Origin of the sequence: Azospirillum sp. A1-3, from assembly GCF_023806445.1 — a bacterium.
GTDB lineage: Bacteria > Pseudomonadota > Alphaproteobacteria > Azospirillales > Azospirillaceae > Azospirillum.
In genome coordinates, this window is record NZ_JAMSLU010000007.1 from 110,899 (window position 1) to 127,237 (window position 16,339).

Here is a 16,339-nt window from a genome sequence, read left to right on the forward strand (position 1 = left end):
AGTGGAGACGCTCGAAGCGCTCGCAGACGCTGCCGCGACGGCCTTGGAGACCGCCGAGGTGATCGCGGCGCTGAAGACCGAACAGGTTCGTCTGCCTGGAGCGGAAGGAACAAGCACTGCAGAAGACCTCTCCGAGGCAATCGGAGCAGTCACCGGCATTGCAGCCGTACCGACCATTCTCGATGTCGTGCTGCGCATGACCGGCATGGGCTTCGCGGCCGTTGCCCGCGTGACGGAAACGCGCTGGGTCGCCTGCCAAGTGCTCGATCCGGTGGGCTTCGGCCTGAAGCCGGGCGATGAGCTGCCGATCGAGAGCACGCTCTGCAACGAGATCAGAAGCCATCGCCAGACCATCGTCTTCGACGACGCCGTGGAGGATGCGAAATATTGTGACCACCATACCCCGCGGATCTATGGGCTGAGGAGCTACATCTCCGAACCGATTATCCTGGCGGGCGGCGCGTTCTGGGGCACGCTCTGCGCCATCGATCCGAACCCCGCAAAGGTCAACACCCCGGAGGTGCTGGGCGCCTTCAGGCTGTTCGCCGAACTGATCGCCCATCATCTCGACGCAGAAGCTCGCCTCAAAGCAACGACCGCTTCGCTCGAGCGCGAGCGCGAACTTGCAGAACTGCGCGAACAGTTCATTGCGGTGCTGGGTCACGACCTGCGCAACCCCATTGCAGCGCTGGATGCTGGAACCACCCGCCTGCTGAAGGAGGGCTGGAGCAACCGAAGCCCTCTGGTGCTCAAGCTGATGAAGGCGAGCCTCTCGCGGATGACCGGCCTGGTCGAGAACGTCATGGATTTGGCGAGGGCGCGGATGGGCGGCGGGATCACCCTTGCGGTGACGGCGGATGATCTGGCGGCGACGCTCCAGCATGCCGTCGATGAAATGCGGATCGCGCATCCGGGCCGCGAAATCGCGGCGGTCTTCGACCTACCTGCGACCGCCGCCGTCGACCATCTTCGCCTCGCCCAGATGGTGTCCAACCTGCTGTCGAACGCCATCACCCATGGCTCCGAAAGGATTCCGGTCAGCATCGCGGCGACCGTCGTCGAGGACGAGCTGAACATTTGCGTGGCCAACGGGGGGCGCCCCATCCCGCCCCAGCAGATCGACAAGCTCTTCCTGCCATTCAAGCGGGGCGAGGGGAAGACCGGGAGCCAGGGGCTGGGCTTGGGGCTTTACATCGCGTCGCAGATTGCCCAAGCCCACAACGGCAGGATTGAGGTGCACTCCGACGCCACCGAGACGTGCTTCGCATTTCGGATGCCGCTGAAAAGCTAAAAGGGGACACCCAAAGCAGCCAGGGGGACTCGCTTAGGGTTTCCGTTCCTGGGCTATGGTTATCTGTGGGCCCGACCCACCGGCCCTCTACTAGCGCTGATAAAGGACATTATCACAGGTAGAGGAGGGGAGATGAGGGCCTTGGGAGCCACACCGCCGCCTCCCCACGGCATTCGTTACGGACGGTCAGTCAAAGCGAGCTTCGCCAGATCCAATTCGCCCTCGGCACCCCAGCCGGCCGTGCCAACCTTCACATCCGGTCCGGCTTCGCCTTCGAAGCTGGGTACGGACATGATGATCTCTTATGGCACTGGCGGCTGCGGGCGTCGTCTCCCTTCGCCCCCATTCGTCTCATTGAGGTCTAGGACGTCCTGCCGGGGGCAATCCGACCCCTCGACAAGCCAGCAAAACCGTGCCCCGCAGCGCCTCCGTGAGGAGCCTCATTAGGGCGCGCCCTATTGAGACGAGACTGTGCGGTGCGTGAGCAAACTGAAGGCCGCCCAGCGGGAGCTGTAGGCGGCCTTCAGTGTCGGCTAGGAGGAACGAGCCATGGATATGAACCCAATTGGTTCACACTCTGAACAATCGGAAGTGGCGACAGGTTCCCTGTCCTGAAGCTATAGGTATGAGAGAGTCCGAATGGTACGCTTCCGCAAGGGAACCGGCGGCCTATGACGAGTTGAGCGCGACGCTGTTGCCGACAGGGAGGGTCGCCACTGGACCGAGCCAGATTACTTGAGTATTTGAACCGAATAGGATCTCCATCGACAGGAATGGACAATGGTAGGTGGAGTGCACATTCTTGTTGCTGAAGACGAAGATCTCGTTGCCATGGCTTTGGCGGAGGTTTTGGAAGACGAAGGATTCCGGGTCACCCTGACCCATAACGGGCAGGACGCGATAGATGCCGATGCGTTAGACCCTGCCGATCTACTGGTGACTGATATGCGGATGCCCATCCTTGGTGGGAAAATTTTGATTGAAACACTGAGGGCGAAGCGCCCTAACCTTCCGGTCATTGTCATGACTGGGTACAGCGAACACCTTCCCAACGATGAACCGGGTCGTCTGGTTGTCCTGCGCAAGCCTTTCTCCCTGTCGACGTTGGCTCAACATGCTGAGGCTTTCCTGCGCTGACCCCAGCGGACCACTCGCAAGATTGCAGACAAGAAAAAGGCCGCTGCCAAGAAGGCGCGGCCTTTAGTTTTGGTTCGGGAGGAAACGAGAACCTGGAAGCAACATGGGCCTCCACAAGTTAATGCACTGTGAACGGCGTCACTGTTCTGTGCATATACTACCTTTTTGCAGATGATGCTCCGCGTCCGATCAGAACAGCGGAAGCTGTATGTGCCCGCCGTCGTTGGCATAGGCCTTTGCGGCGCGCAGCGCAGCATCCTGAGCACCGATCAGCGTGCGCGCACTTCCGGAGCGAACCTGCTCACCAGCAACGGTGACGACCCAGGCCCATAGGTCGGGGCCCCGCCAAACCACAGCCAGATCACACCCGTACATCCGCGTCACGGCGTGCCGTGTCGTCCAGTTTGTCGTCGTTGGCATGCCGGCGCCTCCACAAGCTCCGGCGTGCTGTACCACAAGACTATGGCCGCCAGCGAGCGCCAGCCTGGAGCATGATGGTGCCGATACACTGCTGGCCCACTGGCATCACTGTCAGTAGGCTGTCAGCAGCCCTAGTGGCACCCCGCGTTTCCAGGCCCTAGGCCATGCCGGGCCCGTGCTTGGCCAACACGGTTGCCCCCCTACGCGCATAGGAGAGACGAAATCTCAGCCCTACTGCATCAAAAAGATACGAACGGATTTACTCGCTAGACACGCTATACTATGATGAGTTCTTCCGTATAGCGAATGAAATTGGATTGGAAGGTTATATTATACCTCCTGGAGTTTGAGAGAATACGAAAAGACCTTTTGGAGAAGCCTCGGGAGGTGAGTCTCGCCGATTTCGAGCAGTATCTTTGAACGGCTTGTAAGTTAGCGGGTCAGTGCCGCAGCAGGATCGCCTCCTGATCGCTGCCGGTGGCGGTGGCGGCCGCCCAGCGCTGCAGGGCCGTCATCAGATAGCACCTCGTTCGTTAAGAACGGTCGGCCAAAGCGAGCTTCGCCAGGTCCAACTCGCCCTCTTCGCCCCAACCGGCAGTGCCAGCCTTTACCTCCGGCCGGAACGCCTCGTACAGCCGGAACGCCTGCCGGGCGAGGTCCGCCGCCGGGAGAGAGTTGGCCAGCGCCGTCATGGCTTGGCGCACATCCTCAAGATCATCTCCGAACTTGCTACCCAGGTACCGCTCAACGCTCGCCGGCGTGATCGGCTTGCCTTGGCGCACCGCGCGCAGGCCGTCTTTGGTGTGCACGGCGGGGATTGATCGCCCCATGAGGTCGATGTGGATTTCCTCACCCTGTTGGAGCGCCTTGCGCTTATCGCTCACCGTCTCCGGCGTCGGCTCATAGATCCCCAGCCGGATGCCTTTGGCGTACGCTGTGAGACCAGACAGAGCCTTGCCCAGGGTGAGAGCCTCATCGCGGTCCAGGCCCAACCGTTCCGCCACCACGGCAGCCCACAGCGTCAGCACCGGCGCCCGGTTGATCATGATCTTGCGGTGCGAGGACGGCATCGTCTCACCCTGGTGGTAATCCCCTCTCCTGAACGGGGCTTCAGACCAGTAGTTCCTCTGAGGAGGGGGCAGACCGGACCGAAGCGGCCAACAAGAGGTAGGGAAACCTGTGTGGCCAGATGCGTGGTGGACCCGGCAGGATTTGACCCTACAACCAGACCGTTATGAGCGGCCAGTTTTAACCGTTGAGTTCCGGGTCCCACGAGCGGTGGCGCGCCTGAAGGGACTTGAACCCCCACGACGTGCGTCACTCGACCCTAAATCCAGCGTGTCTCCCAAGTCCACCACAGGCGCCGTGGTCGGAGCGGCCGGATTCGAACCGGCGACCCTCTGCTCCCAAAGCAGATACGCTACCAGACTGCGCTACGCTCCGTCACAGGGTGCCGGGTGAGGGGATCGAACCCACCGGCATCCTCGGTGTAAACGAGGCGCTCTACCGCTGAGCGAATCCGGCCTTGGTGCGGGCGATCGGACTCGAACCGACACTCCTTGCGCAACCGGATTTGAGTCCGGCGCGTCTACCAATTTCACCACACCCGCATCCTCGCTGATCAAAGCCAGCAAGGCTGCTTGATATACTTGGGCGCCACAGAGGCGCTCAAGCAGAAACGACAGGAAATTGGTGGGGGCAAAGGGACTGCGGCCACCCAGCCCTTGGCTGATCAGCACGCGGCTCAGCTTGATAGAGTGTTACCCTGCCGACCGACTGCTTCCGATCTGGAAACGATCGCCCGCACTGCCTGGAGGGCCGCATCGTTGTCCTGGATGCCAGTGAACAGCCGGCGCAGTTCGGCAACGGCCGCCCACTCGCCACCCGTCTGGTAAGCAACAACGATAGCAGCGGCTTCGCTATCAGAAATCATGAACATGATGGGTCTATCAGTGGTGTCTGTGGCGTAACATAAACCGTTCGACCGCGACCAAGAGCAGATATTCGACGGGCATCACCTGTGGGACATGCGCTCTGACTACAGGGCCCGCCATCTAGATCGTGTCCCTGGCCGTGGTGTAGGAGCGGAGAGGCGCTCATGGTCTCCGGGTGGTCTGGCCGGGATTGTCAGGCGGCCACAGCGGGCAGGCTGACGAGGGGATCATCGCCGAGTGGGGCGATGGTTTCCAGCGTCATGTAGCGCGCCCTCTGGACAGCCCATTCGTCGTTCTGTTCCAAGAGGATGGCACCAATGAGGCGCGTAATCGCCTCCTCGTTCGGAAATATGCCGACAACCTCGGTGCGTCGCTTGATCTCGCCGTTGAGACGTTCAATCGGGTTTGTCGAGTGGAGCTTGGCCCGATGCTCCTTGGGAAAGGTCATGAAGGCCAGGACGTCTTCCTCCGCCTCGTCCATCAGGTCGGCTAGCTTCGGCAGCTTTGGACGGACCTGATCAGCCACTTGCCGCCACTGCGTTCGGGCGGATGCCGCATCGTCCTGTGCGAAAGCAGTGGCGATGAAGGCCGCCACGACGCGCCGGCCGCTTTTGCCGGCATGGGCAAGCGCCGTCCTGGAAAAATGCACCCGGCACCTTTGCCACGTCGCCTGGAAGACGCGGGTGACCGCCGCCTTGATGCCGCCATGGGCGTCGGAGATCACCAGCTTGACGCCGCTCAGCCCCCGGCGTTTTAGCTTGCGCAGGAACTCGATCCAGAAGGTCTCGGCCTCCGACGGGCCGATGTCCATGCCCAGGACCTCGCGGCGGCCGTCGGTGTTGACCGCCACCGCGATGGTGACGGCCACCGAGACGATGCGCCCGTTCTGGCGGACCTTCACGTAGGTGGCGTCCAGCCACAGGTAGGGCCAATCGCCTTCGATGGGACGGCCAAGAAAGGTCTTCACCCGTTCGTCGATCTCCTCGCACAGCCGGCTGACCTGGCTCTTGGAGATGCCCGACATCCCCATGGCCTGGACCAGATCGTCGACCGAGCGGGTCGAGATGCCCTGGATGTAGGCCTCCTGGATCACCGCGGTGAGCGCCTTCTCGGCCATCCGCCGCGGCTCCAAAAAGCCGGGGAAGTAAGACCCCTTGCGCAGCTTGGGAATGCGCAACTCAACAGTGCCGGCGCGGGTCTCCCAGTCGCGATCCCGGTAGCCGTTACGCTGGACGAGCCGCTCGGCAGACCGCTCGCCATGACCGGCCCCGGTCAGGCCCTGCACCTCCAGTTCCATCAGCCGTTCGGCGGCGAAGCCGATCATCTCACGCAGAACATCGGCATCCGCGCCCTTCTCAAGCATCGCGCGAAGCGCCATCATCTCGTCGGTCATCGTGGTCACCCTCGGTCGAGGTTGTGTTGTGGTGACCAGACTCTACCGAAGAACCACGATGACCGCCCGCTGTGGATAACCGGCCCGCCTACGCCAGCCATGGGAGGGCGCTGCGGCGGGCCGGTTCCCCACAGCTCCTACACCACCCCGTGGGGCACGACCGCCATCTACCACCGGCGGGCCTGCCCACTTTTCAAAACCGCACTTTTTATATCATCCTGCGGCTGCGCCAGGATCTCCAGAACACGGCTATGGGGGGCAATCCGGTCCCGGGTGTCGGGGTAAATCCACCCAGCCACCTCCAGGATGCTGGCATGGTCCGCCGCCAAGTGTCGGCCGAAAATCGGTTCGTGGTAGGCGATGCGGTTCCGGAACGTCCGGAGGTAGTCGAGCGGCCGGTGCACATCCTATACGACGCGGCTGGCCGGCCGGTGGCCCGTATCGCCACCGATCCGAAAGCGATCCGGAGGGACGGCCCCGTCGAGAAGTGAGTGTCGTTGTGGCCCGGCTCACAGGCGGAGCGAGCGGGCTTGGGTAGGGTCTGGTCATCGAGACACACCGGGGCCAGTGAGCCCCGCCAATCCAGGAGACCGCCCCATGTTCCGCACCCCCCTCTTCGCCGGCTTCGCCACCCTCGCCCTGCTGTCGGCTCCGGCCATGGCGCAGAACGTGTCGAACATCTCCAACACCGCTGCTGGTGTGGGCAACGTCGCGGTACAGGATGCCAGCACCTTCCAGCGCGGCGGCAGCGGTCCGAACTTCTCCAGCGTCTCCAACTTGGCCGCTGGCGTCGGCAACACCGCCAGCGAAGCTGCCACCGTAATGCAGAAGTCCCGCGGCCCCTTTGCAGGCCCGAACGTCGCCAGCGTGTCAAACACCGCAGCCGGGATCGGCAACATGGCCGACCAGAGCGCCCTGGTGCGCCAGCGGTCCGGCGGGCTGTTCTCCGGCGGCTCGTCCGCCACGGTCGGCAACACCGCGGCGGGCATTGGAAACACGGCGTCGCAGAGCGCGCTGGTGATGCAGCGGAGCAAGGGTCTGTTTGCCCCGGGCAACGCCGCCAATGTGCAGAACCTCTCCGCCGGCATCGGGAACTTCGCTGGTCAGGGGGCCCTCGTCCGTCAGCGCTGATCCTCAGACCGCCGCGGATCGCGATCTGAAGGAACACAACCCCGACCGGGTCTCTCGGTCGGGGTTGTTGCCGTTGCACTCCGGACGAGGCGGATGGCTACTTACTCGGGTAGCAACCTACCTAGCTCGGTAGGTTGTGAATCAGCACCCAATTCCCCCCTAGCCGACCTGCTCCAGCACATTGAAAAATTTCGGAAAACTCTGTTCAGGCGGGGTTCCAATCGGCGCCGACCCGGACCCCACCCAATGATAGAAAATAATGCATTTACAGAGAGCTACATTGCCTTTGAAGGGGGTTCCGCTCCCAAGCCAGTTAATATTCTAACCTTCGGCGCTAGCCAAAGGAGGGCGGGCCGGGCCGAATTAGAGGCGGAGACTGCCCGCCAGACCCTGAGCAACATGGAGGCGTGTCATGCGGTGAATGACGATGTGCGCCGGGCTTGCCCTGGCGCAACTGCTGACCGGCTGCGCGGCGCAGTGGTCCCTCGGCTGAGGGCAGCTGTGCAACCTTCCGTCCGATCTACGTGAGCCATGCCAATGCGCTTACCAACGGCACGGCGGAGCAGACCCTGGTGTACAACGAGACGGAGGCGCCGCTATGCCACTGGCGTCCGGCCCGCGAAAGGGGGACGGCGAACGCCGAATGGTCGGCACTTACGACGTCGTAAGTCAGTCGCTCCGACACCGACTTACGACGTCGTAAGTTGGAGCGTTGTCGCGGCCGAACTTACGACGTCGTAAGTCGCTCACTCGCCCAACAGGGCGTCGATGCGGGCGCGCAGGACGCGCAGGTGCTCCCGCTGCCCGTCGGCCAGCGATGGTCCCTCTTCGTGCAAGCGGGTCAGGTCGCTGGCCATCTTGCTTAAGCTCTTGTCAATGGCTTGCGGCGTCCAGGCGGTGGCGCGGGACGGCGCAGCCTGCAGCCGCTTCTTTTCGGCGCGGAGGTCGCGCACCGTTAGCCCGGCGAGCGCCTGAGCCCACAGGTCGCGAATACGCTCCTCGTCGTCCAACGTCGCTAGCTCCACCAGCACGGAGCGGCTAACCCGCTCCGGATCCTGACGGTAGGCGTCGAGCACGTCATCTGGCAGGCGCAGCACGGATAGGCGTCTGGACACCTCGGCCTCGGCACAGCCGATCATCGCGCCGACCTCGGCCATGCGATAGCCGTGTGTGTCCATCAGCCGGCGCAGTGTGCGGGCAAGGTCGACAGCGTCAAGGTCGACCCGCTGCACATTCTCAATGAGCGCGATTTCCTCCGACCGCCCCTCGGTGATGATGGCGGGGATGGTCGCACGGCCGAGCAGCTGGTGGGCCCGCCAGCGGCGTTCGCCTGCCACCAACTGGTAGCACCCGTGTATGCCGGTGGTCTTCACCAGGATGGGTTGCTGCAGGCCGATCTTGCCGATGCTGTCCGCGAGCGAGCGGAGCGCCGCATCTTCGAAGACCGTCCGGGGTTGGTCGGGGTTCGGTATGATGCCGGCGACATCGGCTTCGATAAGGCGGGGCAGGGTGCCGGATAGACCGAACAGCTTGTCAGTCTCCGCCGTCTCGGCTGGGACGGTGACGGGGGTGCGGGCAGCGCGCTGAAACTTAGGCGGCATGCTGCACCTCACGTAGGCCGGCGGTGACCATCAAGCTGTCTGCGATTGCGACAAACGTCTCCAGTCCAGGTGCGCCGGGGTCTCCCGCCAATGTGATCATATTGGCGGCCGAGGCCTGGGAGTAGACAGTGGAGCGGGGGATCGGCTCGAACAGCGGGATCTGTGCGCCCCATTGGCTGTGCAGTTCATCCAGCGAGGCGCGGTCCTGGGACTGGCGAGCGGTGTACATCGTCGGCACAATCCCCAGGAAGCGCAAGTCCGGGTTGGACCGGCGCCGAATCTTCGCCACAGTCTCCAGCAAATGCTCCAGCCCGAGGATGGCGTGAGCTTCCGTCTGGCAGGGGATCAACAGCAGCTGTGCCGCGGCGAGTGCATTGCTGGTGACCATGCCCAAGGCGGGCGCACAGTCGATGACGATGAAGTCATAGTCTGCCCGCACGCTGGAGAGCATGTCCGCCATGGCGCCGATACCGGTAGGCTCGTGGTAGAGGTCCGCCTCGGCCGCCGCCAAGGCGATGGAACTGGGCACCAGATCAAGGCCCGGCACATCGGTATGCAGGATGACATCGGCGAGCGGCGTCTTGCCGGTCAGCGCGTGATAGTGGGTGTGGCCTTGCTTTGTCAGCTCCACCACCTGCTCTTTCGTGACGCCAACATGCACCGTGGCGTTCCCCTGGCTGTCGGCATCGAGCAGCAGCACGCGGTTGCCGGCCCGCGCCAGCACGTAGCTCAAGTTGACGCTGGTCGCGGTTTTGGCGGTGCCGCCCTTCTGAAGCGCGACGGCTACGGTAATCGCTGGGCCATGCCGCTGGGGCCGGTCCAGGCCAAGGGCGGCGATGGCCAGGGCGCCGGCAACATCGCGTGGCACCTTCTCGCGGTCCGTCTCCCAGCGGCTTACCTTCTGTTTGTCGTAGCGCCGGCCGAGCAGATCATTCAGCCACACGGCAAACTCAGGCTGGGTTTTACCCAGCCGCTCGCGCAGCGCGCGCAGTTCCTCTCCAATCACCCGTGCCTCCATTTTTTGTATGGGCGCACGGTATGAAGTGGGTTCTACCCTGTCAATAGTATCTACTCACCGCTCGTCATCAACTCAGACGGCGAACGCCGTTCTCTGTGGACTCTGGTGACGCTCACCGGATGGCGGCGACGCGCTCACGGATTGGCGGCGGGGAAGGGTGGAGGGTGACGCCCTGGACATCCATCATGGAGGCCGAAGGGGACTGCTTGCTTCAGCTGGCAGGGGAATTCGGCTCGGTGACTTGCGGCCAGCATGGATTGCGTATACACTGGCACAAAACAGGAACGCTCGTAGCAAATGAAGCTGAGCTACAAATACCGGCTGTATCCCAACCGGCGCCAAAACGAGGCGCTGGGTGAGATGCTGTATTGGTTTTGCCAGCTCTACAACGCCGGCCTACAGCAGCGCATTGAGGCCTACCGGCGCCGGGCGGTGTCGCTGACCTATAAGACGCAGGCCGACGAACTCAAGCTGTTGCGCACTGAAGTGCCGGAGCTTGGTAATTATTCCTTCTCCGCCGAGCAGCAAGTATTGCGTCGGCTCAACAAGACCTTCACTGCCTTCTTTGGTCGCGTGAAGCGCGGCGCTAAGGCCGGGTTCCCCCGGTTTAAGGCCTCCGCCCGCTTCCACGCGGCCGACTTCCGGTTTGGCGATGGCTTGACGATGAAGTCGGGACACCGGCTGTCAATTCTCGGCGTTTCCGGCCTCGTGAAGGTCAAATGGCATCGGGATTGGCCGAAGGACGCGACGTGCGGCTCGGCGATCATCACCCGCCAAGCCGGCACGTGGTCTGTCGTTTTCCAGCTCGATGTGCCGGATGTGCATTCAGTCGTTGGCCCCGAGACCGTCGGCGTCGATGCCGGTCTATCGGCGCTGGTGGCGACGTCGGACGGCGCTCTGGTCGAACGGCCGAGATGGACCAAGACAGCCGCCAAGGGGCTCCGTAAGCGTCAGCGCGCCGTTTCCCATAGTCGTAAGCCAAATCTGCGGAGCAAGCGCCGGAAAAAGGCGAAGGAGCGCTTGGCAGCTTACAGTCGGAGGGTGGCAAACCGCCGCGCCGACTCTCTACACAAACTCGCCGCGAGCATCGTCGCCAGATACGATCGCATCGCCGTCGAAGAATTGAACATCCAAGGTCTCGCTCGGTCGATGTTGGCCAAGGACGTGTTGGACGCCGCGTGGGGGCAATTGATGTCGCTCATCGCTTACAAGGCTGAAAGAGCCGGTAAGCTGATGGTGAAAGTCGACCCGCGCGGAACATCGCAAGAGTGCCCGTGCTGTGGGGCGAGAGTCGAAAAGACCCTGGCCGACCGCGTGCATCGGTGCCCGGACTGCGGTCTGGTTGAAGACCGCGACGTGGCCGCTGCCAACGTCGTTGAGTTCCGGGCCTTCGGGCACAACAGAGTCAGGCCGGGATCAGGCCTTCGGACGCCAAGCCGGCGGGGTGCCGCGGAGCTTGTCCGAGAAGCCGTTGGCTTTTAGCCGACGGAGTGATCACATGAAGGTGAGGTTGCAGGCGGCGATGCGGTCTGCTTGGTCGCGCACTTCCTTGAGCGTCTTGCCGCCAACGCTGATGCCCATTCGGCCAAGCCAGTCGCGCATGCTCGCGCCCAGCTCCACCTCTGGGTTGTTGGTCTGCACCGCGCGGGTTTGCAGGTAGAGCATGATCATGCGGGCTCGGCTGCCATAGGGTACGCCGTGGACTCTGGTGACGCCGTCGGCGTTGGGCAGGCTGCCGGGGTCGATGGTCAGGGTCACATTGTGGCCATGCCGCTCCCACCACTCGGTATCGCCAAGCTTCTTATGTGGGAAGCTGGTCAGGCAAAAGCCCGAGTAAGTGAAGGACAGTGCAGGATCGTCTTCAGCCATAACGGCGGCAGCCATGTCGATGAGCTGCTTGCCCTCGGGCAGCAATCTTCGGCTTCACGGGGCACGGTGACGGTTGGCGCTTCACGCCCGGTGCGGAGTGGCGGCACGGCAAGCTGCGCGTGCAGGGCGTCGGCCTCGTGACGGCACGCGGACAGCCCCGCCAGGGCGGCACCATCAACTCCTGCGACCTGATGCACGAGGACGGCGTCTGGCACCTCTGGCTGACCCTGGACTGCCCGGTCATCCAGCGCCGCCATGGCGCGGCGTCCTGCGCCTTCGACTGGGGCAGCGAGACCGTCCTGACGCTGGCGGTGAAGACCGCGGACGCCGACGCCGATGAGACCGTCGCAAACCCGCGCTGGTTCCAGACGGCGCGTGACCGCCTGGGCGATCTGGCCCGCAGCGTCAATCGCAAGACGCGTGGCTCCAATCGGCGCCGCAAGGCAACCAAAACGCTCGCCCGCGAGAAGCGGAGGGTCGCCAACCGACGCAAGGACTGGCAGCACAAGACCTTGGCCGCAGTGATCGCCCGCTTCGGGGTGATCGCCGCCGAGACCCTGTCGATCCAGACCCTGACCCGCTCCGCTGCCGGCACGGTGGAAGAACCGGGGTCAAACGTGAAGCAGAAGTCCGGGCTGAACCGGGAGATCCTCGACACCGCTCCGGCCCAGTTCTATTCCATGGTGCGCCACAAAGCGGCAGATGCTGGTAGCCTGTTCCTGGAAGCGCCGACCCGCGCTCTCAAGCCGTCGCAACGGTGTCCGTGCTGCTGGTCGGTGGGGAAGAAGGCCCTCGGCGAGCGCACGCACACCTGCTCAGGATGCGGGCATACGGCACCGCGCGATTTCACCTCAGCTCGTGTCGTCCTGCGCTGGGCACACGACACCTTGACCAGCACCGGGCAGGACCTGTCCGAGGCGGCTTAACAGCCGCGAAACCCCCTCCAATCGCGAGATTGGTGGCGGTCGTTCATCTGATCCTCTCAGACACCACGTCCCGGGGCACGGCCCCGGATGCCCAGCCGATGTCGCAACGCCGCACCACCCTCGCCTGTTATGCAGGCAGGACAGACGGCGCAAAAGGCGTGCTCATGCGGCAATTCGACCCTGACTCCAACCCAATGACAGATGCCGATTACGGCATCGTGCTGGGCCTACTCATCGGAATTTATCTTGGTCTTCTGATGGTCTCGGCGCTGCCCTGAGGCCGACGGTCGCCGAGCCAGTTCTCGGCTTTGCGCATTGCAGGACACCCGTCCGTTCTGGGACGGTGGTCATCAGGCCAAGCGGAGTGCAGGATTGTCGCGCTCTACGGGGCGTAGCAGACGGATTCGATGAGGCGGCGCAGAAGCCGAGGGGCGGTTTTCATCATGTCGGTGTTTTCGGGCGACATGGCGAAGGCCTGTTCGAACCACAGGTGCTGGCGCAGGCGGGCCAACGCATCGGCGAAGGTGGGCGCGGGCTTGGGGTACCACAGGGCGCGCCGCGGCGACAGCGCCAGCCGGTCGGCATGTTGGTGCACGTACAACGTGATCAGTGAATACAGCCCGAACAGCAGCGGCGTCGTGCGGAAAATCGCCGCATCGGTCCATTGGCGCTGCGTCGCGATCCCGATGTGGGCGCGGCTTTCTTCGTAAATGGTTTCCATGGACCAGCGACGATTGAACCATTCCAGCACCGTGCGCGGGGGGCACCGTTGGATCGGTGCACAGGAAGGCCTCCGGCTCGCGCCGGCCGTCGGGATAGCGGACCAGCACCCACAGGATGGGCACGACCGGCTTGCCCGCGTGGTACCACAGCGCCGTGCCGCTGGCGTACTCGATCCAGCCACCGCTACGCCATTGGGTGCGGCTGGCCTGGACGGCGCGCCGCCACACCGTTGCCGGGTCGCTCAGCCGATCGCGCAAGCTCGGCTGCCGGGCTCCTTTGACCGCCGGACGGCCATAGTGTTGCTCGGCCGGCGGGGGATCGAACAGGCCGACGTCGAAGCGCAAGCGCGTGACGATGATCATCGACGGGCTCAGCGCATCGAGCAGGTCCAGCGCGGCGAACCCGCCGTCCATGACGGCGACCAGCAGCCGGTCCGGCAGCCAGCGGTGCAGCCGGCGCAGGACGGCGCGCGCCCAGTCGATGGCCGACCGGTAATGCCGCCCATGCTCCTGGCACCAGCAGCGGCTGGGCGTCAGCGCGGTGAGCACCGGCAGGCCCCAGATGCGGCCGGCGAACGGCACCTCGACCAGCAACATGGCGGTCAGCCAGCGCAGGCCGTGGCTGGTGACCCGTCTCTTCTTGGACGACCGTACCGGGTCGTAATACTGGCTGGCCGGGCGAATGCACGGGCCGCGCCGACGCTCCAGAGTGTGGTCGACGCCGATGACGACCGGTCCGTACGGCACGAAGGCGCCGACCAGAGCGTGCAGCAGCGTGCGCGCCAAGACCAGCCCTGACCAAGCGTTGCGGTTGAGCACGCGGTGAAACGTCGCGAATCCGGGCTCATCGGCCAGACCGAGGACGCGCAGCGCATTGGCGACCGTGCGCGGGCCAACCGTCAGGACGGCGCCGACGGCGAGTGCCGCAACCGTGGCGCGGGTGCGTCCGGAGACGGCCTTCAGGTACGGCCTCAGCCACGCGACGAAGCTTTTGGGAACAACGACGGGACGCACCATGGTACACCTCTGGGGGCGCCGGACGTTTGACCACTCAACAAACTTGCGCACGCGTGATCGCGATGCCCACGACCGACCCCGTCCTGGAGCGGATTGCCGCCTATCCCTGGCCGCGCGGCGGCCTCACCGTCCGCCGGATCAACCGCGGCTACTCACTGTTCAGTGCCCGCACCGGCGCGCCAGTTGCCCGCTTGTGGCCACTGGGCGAGACCAACCGGGTCGAAGTTCTGTGGTGGCGGCGCGAGGCCTGGGGACCGGCTGGCCCCTTCGGGGCGGTGTTCGACCTTGATGATGAAGCTCTCGCCTTCATCGCCGATGAGCCGGCCTTCTGGATCCGGGCATGAGGGAAGGAATGCCGTCCCAGATCGCGCAAAGCCGAGGCTATCAGAGATTGAGCACTGTCATTAAGGGGGACAAAGGAGCGCCTCGTCGCTCTCGTCGAGATTGCCTTCATCTCGGTTCTCTCCAGAAGATTGAAGCGGCTCACGCCTCAGGCCGTCGGCGCATGACGTCTACAAACATGTTTTTACCCCTTTTCTGAGGTAATGAAAATTTGTAGGTTCTACCACGAACTGTAGAGATGATTCGTTCGCATGCAACGACTGCATGACTATTCAGCTTTTGGTGCCGCTTAATCGGCGTTGAAGAAGAGGGCCGCGGGATGTCTTCGGAAGAGCGAGCGGGCAGTATCGCGGGGGAGTCGCAGGAGGGGACCGCACCATCGGCGCAGGGAGGGCTTCGCTCGGCCATCAAAGCGGAGCAGATGGCGAAGCCTGACCTGCTCCCTTCGCCGGGCTTCGGAACATGGCTGGCGGAGCGGGGCGGCAGCCTGGCCTTCACCACCTACCAGTCGTCGCGGGTGTTCCTGATTTCCGCCGACGGCTCCGGCGGAATCACGGTGCAGGAGCGGATCGTCGGCTCCGCTATGGGGTTGGCGGCGACACCGGACAGCCTGTGGATCGCCAACAAGGAGCAGGTCTGGCGGTTTTCCAACGTCGGGCCGCTGACCTACAAGGACCTGCCGTGGGACGCGGTCTACATGCCGCGCAAAGGCTATCTGCTGGGTGGCTGCGACGTCCATGACATCGCAGCCCTGGTCGGAGTCGGCAGCACCCGCCACGAGTTGGTCTTCGTCAACACCGCCTACAGTTGCCTGGCGTCCATCGACCGCCATTATGGTTTCCGGCCCCTGTGGAAACCCGATTTCATCTCCGCCCTGTCGCCGGAGGACCGCTGCCACCTGAACGGCCTGTGTGTCCGCGACGGCCGGGTGACGCACGTCACCCTGTGCGGCCGGTTCGACACGCCTTACGGCTGGCGGGCAACCAAAAACGGCGGTGGCTGCGTCATCGACGTCGAGACCAATCGCATCATCTGTGACGGCCTCTCGATGCCCCATTCGCCACGCTGGCACGCGGACAGGTTGTGGCTCCTGAACTCAGGGTGCGGTGATTTCGGCTTCGTCGAGGATGGGCGATTCGTGCCGGTGACGCTGTGCCCCGGCTTCGCCCGCGGCCTGTGTTTCGTCGATCGTTTCGCGGTGATCGGCCTGTCACGCCTGCGCGATAACACCTTCTCGTCGGGCATGACCATCAAGGAGCGGTTGGAGCATGCCCATATCCTCCAGCGCTGCGGACTGGTTGTCGTCGATCCCGACAATGGCCGGATCATCCATTGGCTGACCATCACCGGCGGCATCAGCGAGACCTTCGATGTCGCCTTTCTTCCCGGCATCACCCGACCCTACACGCCAGGATTCAGCGAACCGGAGTTCCATCGGCATTTCATGCATGTGACGCCCGGGATTTTTCCGATTTCCACCCCCCGCAGCACCCAGCCCGATCCTGCCCCCGAGGCTGGAGCAAACAACGAAATTTAAG

Annotated in this window: 17 protein-coding genes and 4 tRNA genes; 9 read left to right on the top strand and 12 right to left on the bottom strand. The window is 63.7% G+C overall.

Annotated features, from left to right (window positions below; genetic code table 11):
• The first annotated feature begins 1 nt into the window (after nucleotide 1).
• Nucleotides 2–1,291 (top strand): GAF domain-containing sensor histidine kinase, encoded by a 1,290-nt coding sequence (locus M5E06_RS31125; protein ID WP_252141558.1) that lies wholly within the window; start codon nucleotides 2–4, stop codon nucleotides 1,289–1,291.
• A 792-nt stretch (nucleotides 1,292–2,083) separates the two neighbouring features.
• Nucleotides 2,084–2,428 (top strand): response regulator, encoded by a 345-nt coding sequence (locus tag M5E06_RS31130; protein WP_252141559.1) that lies wholly within the window; start codon nucleotides 2,084–2,086, stop codon nucleotides 2,426–2,428.
• A 189-nt stretch (nucleotides 2,429–2,617) separates the two neighbouring features.
• On the opposite strand, the gene M5E06_RS31135 is transcribed toward M5E06_RS31130, so the two are convergent.
• The 8 genes from M5E06_RS31135 to M5E06_RS31170 form a co-directional block, all read right to left on the bottom strand.
• Complete coding sequence (locus tag M5E06_RS31135; protein WP_252141560.1) at nucleotides 2,618–2,848, bottom strand: hypothetical protein; 231 nt, start codon at nucleotides 2,846–2,848, stop codon at nucleotides 2,618–2,620.
• Nucleotides 2,849–3,381: 533 nt separating this feature from the next.
• Nucleotides 3,382–3,918: a hypothetical protein gene (locus M5E06_RS31140; protein WP_252141561.1), complete on the bottom strand. Its 537-nt coding sequence runs from the start codon at nucleotides 3,916–3,918 to the stop codon at nucleotides 3,382–3,384.
• 209 nt (nucleotides 3,919–4,127) lie between these two features.
• Nucleotides 4,128–4,212, bottom strand: a tRNA-Leu gene (locus tag M5E06_RS31145).
• A gap of 2 nt (nucleotides 4,213–4,214) precedes the next feature.
• Nucleotides 4,215–4,291: transfer RNA gene (locus M5E06_RS31150), tRNA-Pro, on the bottom strand.
• 8 nt (nucleotides 4,292–4,299) lie between these two features.
• Nucleotides 4,300–4,372, bottom strand: a tRNA-Val gene (locus tag M5E06_RS31155).
• A 2-nt stretch (nucleotides 4,373–4,374) separates the two neighbouring features.
• Nucleotides 4,375–4,458 (bottom strand) — tRNA-OTHER (locus M5E06_RS31160).
• A 134-nt stretch (nucleotides 4,459–4,592) separates the two neighbouring features.
• Nucleotides 4,593–4,787 (bottom strand): hypothetical protein, encoded by a 195-nt coding sequence (locus M5E06_RS31165; RefSeq protein ID WP_252141562.1) that lies wholly within the window; start codon nucleotides 4,785–4,787, stop codon nucleotides 4,593–4,595.
• A 188-nt stretch (nucleotides 4,788–4,975) separates the two neighbouring features.
• Nucleotides 4,976–6,175, bottom strand: a complete 1,200-nt coding sequence (locus M5E06_RS31170) for an IS256 family transposase (RefSeq protein WP_252136941.1) — start codon at nucleotides 6,173–6,175, stop codon at nucleotides 4,976–4,978.
• Nucleotides 6,176–6,489: 314 nt separating this feature from the next.
• Between M5E06_RS31170 and M5E06_RS31175 the strand changes: the two genes are divergently transcribed.
• Nucleotides 6,490–6,666 (top strand): hypothetical protein, encoded by a 177-nt coding sequence (locus M5E06_RS31175; RefSeq protein WP_252141563.1) that lies wholly within the window; start codon nucleotides 6,490–6,492, stop codon nucleotides 6,664–6,666.
• A gap of 106 nt (nucleotides 6,667–6,772) precedes the next feature.
• Entirely contained in the window at nucleotides 6,773–7,306 is a 534-nt protein-coding gene (locus M5E06_RS31180; RefSeq protein ID WP_252141564.1) for a hypothetical protein, read from the top strand.
• 746 nt (nucleotides 7,307–8,052) lie between these two features.
• On the opposite strand, the gene M5E06_RS31185 is transcribed toward M5E06_RS31180, so the two are convergent.
• Nucleotides 8,053–8,907, bottom strand: coding sequence for a ParB/RepB/Spo0J family partition protein (locus M5E06_RS31185; protein ID WP_252141565.1), 855 nt, complete (start codon nucleotides 8,905–8,907; stop codon nucleotides 8,053–8,055).
• Nucleotides 8,897–9,913 (bottom strand): AAA family ATPase, encoded by a 1,017-nt coding sequence (locus M5E06_RS31190; protein WP_252141566.1) that lies wholly within the window; start codon nucleotides 9,911–9,913, stop codon nucleotides 8,897–8,899. The genes M5E06_RS31185 and M5E06_RS31190 overlap by 11 nt, the downstream gene beginning before the upstream one ends.
• A 309-nt stretch (nucleotides 9,914–10,222) precedes the next feature.
• Here M5E06_RS31190 and M5E06_RS31195 point away from each other — a divergent pair, with 309 nt between their 5' ends.
• On the top strand, nucleotides 10,223–11,407 hold the full coding sequence (locus M5E06_RS31195) for an RNA-guided endonuclease InsQ/TnpB family protein (protein WP_252141567.1): 1,185 nt from the start codon (nucleotides 10,223–10,225) through the stop codon (nucleotides 11,405–11,407).
• Nucleotides 11,408–11,419: 12 nt separating this feature from the next.
• Here M5E06_RS31195 and M5E06_RS31200 read toward each other — a convergent pair whose 3' ends face one another.
• Nucleotides 11,420–11,839 (bottom strand): replication protein RepA, encoded by a 420-nt coding sequence (locus tag M5E06_RS31200; protein WP_252141568.1) that lies wholly within the window; start codon nucleotides 11,837–11,839, stop codon nucleotides 11,420–11,422.
• A 92-nt stretch (nucleotides 11,840–11,931) separates the two neighbouring features.
• Between M5E06_RS31200 and M5E06_RS31205 the strand changes: the two genes are divergently transcribed.
• On the top strand, nucleotides 11,932–12,720 hold the full coding sequence (locus tag M5E06_RS31205) for an RNA-guided endonuclease InsQ/TnpB family protein (RefSeq protein ID WP_252141569.1): 789 nt from the start codon (nucleotides 11,932–11,934) through the stop codon (nucleotides 12,718–12,720).
• A gap of 98 nt (nucleotides 12,721–12,818) precedes the next feature.
• On the top strand, nucleotides 12,819–12,998 hold the full coding sequence (locus tag M5E06_RS31210) for a hypothetical protein (protein WP_252141570.1): 180 nt from the start codon (nucleotides 12,819–12,821) through the stop codon (nucleotides 12,996–12,998).
• A 72-nt stretch (nucleotides 12,999–13,070) separates the two neighbouring features.
• Here M5E06_RS31210 and M5E06_RS31215 read toward each other — a convergent pair whose 3' ends face one another.
• On the bottom strand, nucleotides 13,071–14,459 hold the full coding sequence (locus M5E06_RS31215) for an IS701 family transposase (protein WP_252141571.1): 1,389 nt from the start codon (nucleotides 14,457–14,459) through the stop codon (nucleotides 13,071–13,073).
• Between the two features lie 62 nt (nucleotides 14,460–14,521).
• Here M5E06_RS31215 and M5E06_RS31220 point away from each other — a divergent pair, with 62 nt between their 5' ends.
• Nucleotides 14,522–14,803, top strand: a complete 282-nt coding sequence (locus M5E06_RS31220) for a hypothetical protein (RefSeq protein ID WP_252141572.1) — start codon at nucleotides 14,522–14,524, stop codon at nucleotides 14,801–14,803.
• Nucleotides 14,804–15,222: 419 nt separating this feature from the next.
• Nucleotides 15,223–16,338, top strand: coding sequence for a TIGR03032 family protein (locus M5E06_RS31225; RefSeq protein ID WP_252141573.1), 1,116 nt, complete (start codon nucleotides 15,223–15,225; stop codon nucleotides 16,336–16,338).
• Nucleotide 16,339: the final 1 nt, after the last annotated feature.

Bases quoted from the DNA above. Each gene is read 5' to 3' on its own strand.
- M5E06_RS31135 (WP_252141560.1), bottom strand. From the start codon at position 2,848: ATGCCAACGACGACAAACTGGACGACACGGCACGCCGTGACGCGGATG.
- M5E06_RS31140 (WP_252141561.1), bottom strand. From the start codon at position 3,918: ATGCCGTCCTCGCACCGCAAGATCATGATCAACCGGGCGCCGGTGCTG.
- M5E06_RS31165 (WP_252141562.1), bottom strand. From the start codon at position 4,787: ATGTTCATGATTTCTGATAGCGAAGCCGCTGCTATCGTTGTTGCTTAC.
- M5E06_RS31170 (WP_252136941.1), bottom strand. From the start codon at position 6,175: ATGACCGACGAGATGATGGCGCTTCGCGCGATGCTTGAGAAGGGCGCG.
- M5E06_RS31175 (WP_252141563.1), top strand. From the start codon at position 6,490: ATGGTCCGCCGCCAAGTGTCGGCCGAAAATCGGTTCGTGGTAGGCGAT.
- M5E06_RS31180 (WP_252141564.1), top strand. From the start codon at position 6,773: ATGTTCCGCACCCCCCTCTTCGCCGGCTTCGCCACCCTCGCCCTGCTG.
- M5E06_RS31185 (WP_252141565.1), bottom strand. From the start codon at position 8,907: ATGCCGCCTAAGTTTCAGCGCGCTGCCCGCACCCCCGTCACCGTCCCA.
- M5E06_RS31195 (WP_252141567.1), top strand. From the start codon at position 10,223: ATGAAGCTGAGCTACAAATACCGGCTGTATCCCAACCGGCGCCAAAAC.
- M5E06_RS31210 (WP_252141570.1), top strand. From the start codon at position 12,819: ATGTCGCAACGCCGCACCACCCTCGCCTGTTATGCAGGCAGGACAGAC.
- M5E06_RS31215 (WP_252141571.1), bottom strand. From the start codon at position 14,459: ATGGTGCGTCCCGTCGTTGTTCCCAAAAGCTTCGTCGCGTGGCTGAGG.
- M5E06_RS31220 (WP_252141572.1), top strand. From the start codon at position 14,522: ATGCCCACGACCGACCCCGTCCTGGAGCGGATTGCCGCCTATCCCTGG.
- M5E06_RS31225 (WP_252141573.1), top strand. From the start codon at position 15,223: ATGGCGAAGCCTGACCTGCTCCCTTCGCCGGGCTTCGGAACATGGCTG.